Below are 4,846 nucleotides of genomic sequence, written 5' to 3'. Positions count from 1 at the left end.
ACCTCGGTCGTGGGAGACGGCGTCGTCGGCGCCGGGGTGACCTCCGTGCAGCCGGGCACCGGCGGTTCCGGCTCCCCGGGCTCCGCGGGCTCCGGCGCGGCGGTCGGCACGCCCTCCCAGCCCTCGGGGCAGTGCTCCGGTGGCCGCGTGGGCTCCACCGTGGGCTCCGGGCGGTGGATCTCCGGCAGATCGGAGGGTAGCGGGAAGGCGTTGACCGCGTACCCGTGCGCCCACGCGTTGACGTTGGCCACGTACGCCAACGAGTTGTTGTAGGCCAGGATCGCGCGGGTGCGGGCCGCAGGGTCCGCCATCGACCCGCCCTGGTTGCACAGGAGCGTCGCCGCGGACAGGGCACCGTCGTAGATGTTGTTCGGATCGGCCACGCCGTCGTCGTTGCCGTCGCGCCCGAGCCGCGCCCAGGTGGACGGGATGAACTGGACGGGCCCGACGGCACGGTCGAAGTCGGGGTCGCCGTCGAATCTGCCGCCGTCGGTGTCGGTGATGACAGCGGTGCCCGGCAGGGAGCCGTCGAGTCGCGGGCCGACGATCCGGCCGATGGTGTTGCCGCGCACGTCGAAGAGCCCGCGGCCCTGGTTGGACTCGACCTGACCGATCCCGGCGAGGACGGTCCAGTCCATCTCGCAGGCGGGGCGCTCCGCGTTGAGCCGGTCCGTCGCGCGGTGGTAGGCGTCCAGGGCGATGCCCGGGATCCCGAGCGGGCCGTCGGGGATCGTCGCCGGCTCGATGTGCGCGGCGCCGGGGTCGGCCGGCGGCTCCGGGGTCTGCTCCGAGGTGGTGGGGTCAGTGCTGGGAGGGGGCGGCGTCGTTGCGGGAGGCGGCTCCGGCGAGTACTCGGCCAGCGGGGTGATGTCGGGTGCGGCGGGGCGGCTCGTGTCGATCGTGAGCCCGACCGCGGCGAGGACCGTGATGGCTCCGACGGTCACGGCTGCACTGGTGAGCACCCGACGGTCTGCAGTGTGCGCGATTCGGCGCAAGATTCTCCCCCTACGACGTAACGGACGGCGCCACGGCCGTGCACCGCCCCCGCGACGCTTCGTCTGGAGCGAGGTTACCCCCGGCCCCTGCCGTCTGGATCGGTTTTCCCGCCATCGGCGTTACCTCCGGCGGCGGAGAGCCCGGCCAGCATCGTCTCGATCCGTTCCACGGAATCCCGCAGGTCGTCGAGCTCGCGGCGCAGGTAGTCGCGGGTGACGGTCTCGCCCACCGACAGGCGGACCGACGCGAGCTCGCGGGCGAGGAACTCCGTGTCCGCCTTGGTCTGGGTGGCCCGGAGCCGATCCTCCTTGACGGACTCCTTGTCGCGGTCCTCCTGACGGTTCTGCGCGAGCAGGATGAGCGGCGCGGCATAGGCGGCCTGGGTCGAGAACGCCAGGTTGAGGAGGATGAACGGATACGGATCGAACCGCAGCGCCACGACCGCGACGTTGATGACGATCCACACGATCACCACGACCGTCTGGATGAGCAGGTACATCCCGGTGCCGAAGAACCGGGCGACGGCCTCGCTGTACCGGCCGACCGCGTCGGAGTCGAAGCTGATCCGGGGTCGGCGGGACGTCATCGGAGTGGACAGCGACGACCTCACGGTGGGTTCGGTCATCGCGCCGTCTCCGTGTCGTCGTGCAGGTCCATGTCCCGCCAGTCGTCGGGCAGGAGGTGGTCCAACAGGTCGTCCACCGCGACCGCTCCGAGGAGGTGCCCCTCGTCGTCGACGACGGGGCCGCACACCAGGTTGTAGGTGGCGAAGAACCGGGTCACCGCGTCCACCGAGTCGGTGGGGCGCAACGCCGACAGGCTCGTGTCGACCGTCTCGGCGACCATGGCGGACGGGAGCTCGCGCAGCAGCGCCTGGATGTGGACGCAGCCCAGGTACTTGCCCGTCGGGGTGGCCGTGGGAGGACGGACGACGAAGACGAGGCTGGCCAGCGCGGGACTGAGGTCGGGGTTGCGACAGTGCGCGAGCGCCTCCGCCACCGTGGTCTGCGGCGAGAGGATGATCGGTTCGGGCGTCATCAACCCGCCGGCGGTGTCGGCGTCGAAGGTCAGCAGGCGCCGGACGTTGGAGGAGTCCTCGGGGTTCATCCGCTCGAGATACGACTCGGCGTCCTTCTCGGGGAGCTCGCCGAGGAGGTCGGCCACGTCGTCGGGGTCCATGGCCTCGAGGACGTCCGCCGCACGCTCGAGTTCGAGCCGGGTGACGATCTCGGTCTGCTCGTCGTGGGGGAGCTCCTGCAGGATGTCGGCCAGCCGTTCGTCGTCGAGGGTGCGCGCGACCTCCAGTCGACGCACCTCCGGCAGTTCGCGCAGGGCGATGGCGACGTCGGCCGGACGGAGGTCCGCGTACTGCTCCACCAGGCTCTCGGCGCCGTGCTCGGGGGTGCCGATCGCGTCGTCCAGGCCCCTGATGCGGTTCCACGGGTGGATCGACACCTCTCCGCGCCGGCCGAGGGGGGAACGCCCGCGGCGCTCGCGGACGGCGAGCCGCGACACGAGCCAGTCCCGCGAGCGTTGGCGCTCGATCTCCACGTCGACGACCTGATACCGGGTCGGGCGGTCCGGGTTCCCGGACCGCTCGCCCGCGGGCTGGTCGCGCTCGACCCCGATGACCGAGTCCACGAGGGCGCCCAGGACGAGATTCTCCCCGGGCCTGGACTGGAACCTGTGCAGGTTGATGGTGCCCGACACCAGCGAAACCGACCGTGGATCGATCGAGGCGACCCGGAGCATGGGCACGAAGATCCTGCGCCGCGTGGGTAGCTCGACGACCAGCCCGATGACCCGCGGGGGTTTGTGCCCGGAGCGCATCGTCACCACGACATCCCGGATGCGTCCGATGTCGTCCCCATCGGGGCCGATCACGGGCAATCCGGCTAGCCTGGCGACGAAGGCCTTGTTGAGGTTCGCCATGCAGACCAACCTAGTCACCGACAGGCGGCGCCCGCCCGCCGTACCGGACGTAAGGGAGTGCCACCCACGATGACCGCAGCCCCCCACACGACAGCCGCGCCGTCGGAGGACGCCGCCTCGGCGATCGCGGACCTGCGCGCCCGGCCGCGGCGCACGGTCCTCGCCGTGCCCGGCAGCAGTGTGAAGATGATCGACAAGGCACGGGGACTGCCTGTGGACGAGGTCTTCCTGGATCTCGAGGACGCGGTGGCCGGCCCGGCGAAGGAGGAGGCGCGCGAGAACGTCGTGGCCGCTCTCGGCCGGGGTGGGTTCGCGGCGCCCACCGTGGTGGTGCGCGTCAACGCCTGGGACACCGAGTACACGGTCCGGGACGTCACCGAGGTCGTCGGTCGGGCGGGTGCCCACGTCGACGCACTGCTGTTGCCCAAGGCGCGGACCGCGGCGGAGGTCGCCGCGCTCGACCTCGTGCTGACCCAGGTGGAGAAGGCCGCGGGCCTGCCGGTCGGTCACATCGGGATCGAGCCGCAGATCGAGGACGCCCTCGGTCTGACCAACATCGACGCGATCGCGACGGCCAGCCCGCGGGTGCTCACCCTCGTGTTCGGCCCCGCCGACTTCATGGCCTCCATCGGGATGCGCACGCTGACGGTGGGGGAGCAGCCGGACGGGTACGCCCCGGGCGACGCCTACCACCACGTGTTCATGACGATCCTGGTCGCCGCCCGCGCGCACGGTCTCCAGGCGATCGACGGCCCGTTCCTCAAGGTCCGCGACGAGGACGGTTTCCGTCGCGCGGCGGCCCGCACCGCCGCTCTCGGGTTCGACGGCAAGTGGGTCCTGCACCCCGCCCAGGTGGACGCGGGGAACGAGATGTTCAGCCCGCGTCAGGACGAGTTCGACAAGGCCGAGGCCATCCTCGAGGCCTACGCGCACTCGACCTCGGTGGAGGGCGGCGCCCGCGGTGCGGTGATGTTCGGGGACGAGATGCTCGACGAGGCCAGCCGTAAGATGGCGTTGGTCGTCTCCGCCCGTGGACGTGCGGCCGGGATGACCGTCTCGGACCGGAACCCCGCCGGGGACGACGCGGAAGGACGGACCTCATGACCACTCCCGTGAACCCGCGGGGCGCGCGCGCCCGGGGAGCCCAGACGCCGGGCCTGCCCACACCGCCCACCGGGTGGGTGGTCGGCTCCTACCCGACGTACGCGCAGGCCCAGGCGGCTGTCGATCATCTCGCCGACGAGGACTTCCCCGTCCACGAGGTCACGATCGTCGGCGTCGATCTCATGCAGGTCGAGCGGGTCACCGGCCGGCTGACCTGGCCGAAGGTCCTGCTGGGCGGGCTGGCGACCGGCGCGTGGCTCGGCCTGTTCTTCGGTCTGCTCCTGGGCATCTTCACGCAGCCCATGTGGGGCGTGGTGCTGACCGGTCTGATCGGCGGCTCCGTGTTCGGCGTCGTCTCGGCGTCGCTGTCCTACGCCGCGACCCGCGGGAAGCGGGATTTCGCGTCCACCTCCCAGCTGGTCGCGGGCCGCTACGACGTCCTGTGCGAGCCCGCCAGCGCCGAGCGGGTGCGCGACGAGCTCGCCCGGCTCGGGCTGAAGTAGTGCTGCCGGGAGGCCCTGCGGACGGGTCGACGGTGCTGGCGGCGGTACGCGCTCATCTCGAGGAGCGCTACGGACCGGAGCCTCAGGAGGCGTCGGTGACGTTCCTCGGTGCCGCGCCGATCCGGATCCTCCGGTTCGTGGACGTGGAGACCGGCGTGGTGCGATATGTCTCGCTGGGGTGTTCGGCCGAGCCGATGGGCGATCCGTCGGCGCTCGTGCCCGACCCGACAGCGCCGCGCGCGGAGCTGAGCCTCGTGCTCCGGGGCGGCGTGGACGGCGTGGTGCGCGCCCTGGCGGTGCTCGCGGCCGCG

Annotated in this window: 6 protein-coding genes; 3 read left to right on the top strand and 3 right to left on the bottom strand. The window is 71.8% G+C overall.

The genetic code is table 11. From position 1 onward, the window contains the following. From G6030_RS02035 to G6030_RS02025, 3 genes are all read right to left on the bottom strand, one after another. The coding region (locus G6030_RS02035) for a lytic murein transglycosylase (RefSeq protein WP_182642040.1) at nt 1-944 on the bottom strand (944 nt) is incomplete at its 3' end. Nucleotides 945-1,069: 125 nt separating this feature from the next. Beyond that, nucleotides 1,070-1,621: a DUF1003 domain-containing protein gene (locus G6030_RS02030; protein WP_007631680.1), complete on the bottom strand. Its 552-nt coding sequence runs from the start codon at nt 1,619-1,621 to the stop codon at nt 1,070-1,072. Then, nucleotides 1,618-2,928: a CBS domain-containing protein gene (locus G6030_RS02025; RefSeq protein ID WP_007631682.1), complete on the bottom strand. Its 1,311-nt coding sequence runs from the start codon at nt 2,926-2,928 to the stop codon at nt 1,618-1,620. Before G6030_RS02025 ends, G6030_RS02030 begins: the two co-directional genes overlap by 4 nt. A 69-nt stretch (nt 2,929-2,997) precedes the next feature. On the opposite strand from G6030_RS02025, the gene G6030_RS02020 reads away from it, so the two are divergent. The 3 genes from G6030_RS02020 to G6030_RS02010 all read left to right on the top strand — a co-directional run. Continuing rightward, a complete protein-coding gene (locus tag G6030_RS02020) occupies nt 2,998-4,032 on the top strand; it encodes a CoA ester lyase (RefSeq protein WP_182642039.1) in 1,035 nt (344 codons plus the stop codon). Continuing rightward, nucleotides 4,029-4,535: a general stress protein gene (locus G6030_RS02015; RefSeq protein WP_175285281.1), complete on the top strand. Its 507-nt coding sequence runs from the start codon at nt 4,029-4,031 to the stop codon at nt 4,533-4,535. Before G6030_RS02020 ends, G6030_RS02015 begins: the two co-directional genes overlap by 4 nt. 35 nt (nt 4,536-4,570) lie before the next feature. Continuing rightward, a partial coding sequence (locus G6030_RS02010; protein ID WP_241724098.1) for a suppressor of fused domain protein occupies nt 4,571-4,846 on the top strand: 276 nt, incomplete at its 3' end.

The organism is Dietzia sp. E1 (assembly GCF_014145015.1).
In the GTDB taxonomy this organism is placed as follows: domain Bacteria; phylum Actinomycetota; class Actinomycetes; order Mycobacteriales; family Mycobacteriaceae; genus Dietzia; species Dietzia cinnamea_A.
The sequence above is the reverse complement of the archived record's forward strand: the minus strand, read 5'-3'. Positions and strand labels throughout refer to the sequence as shown.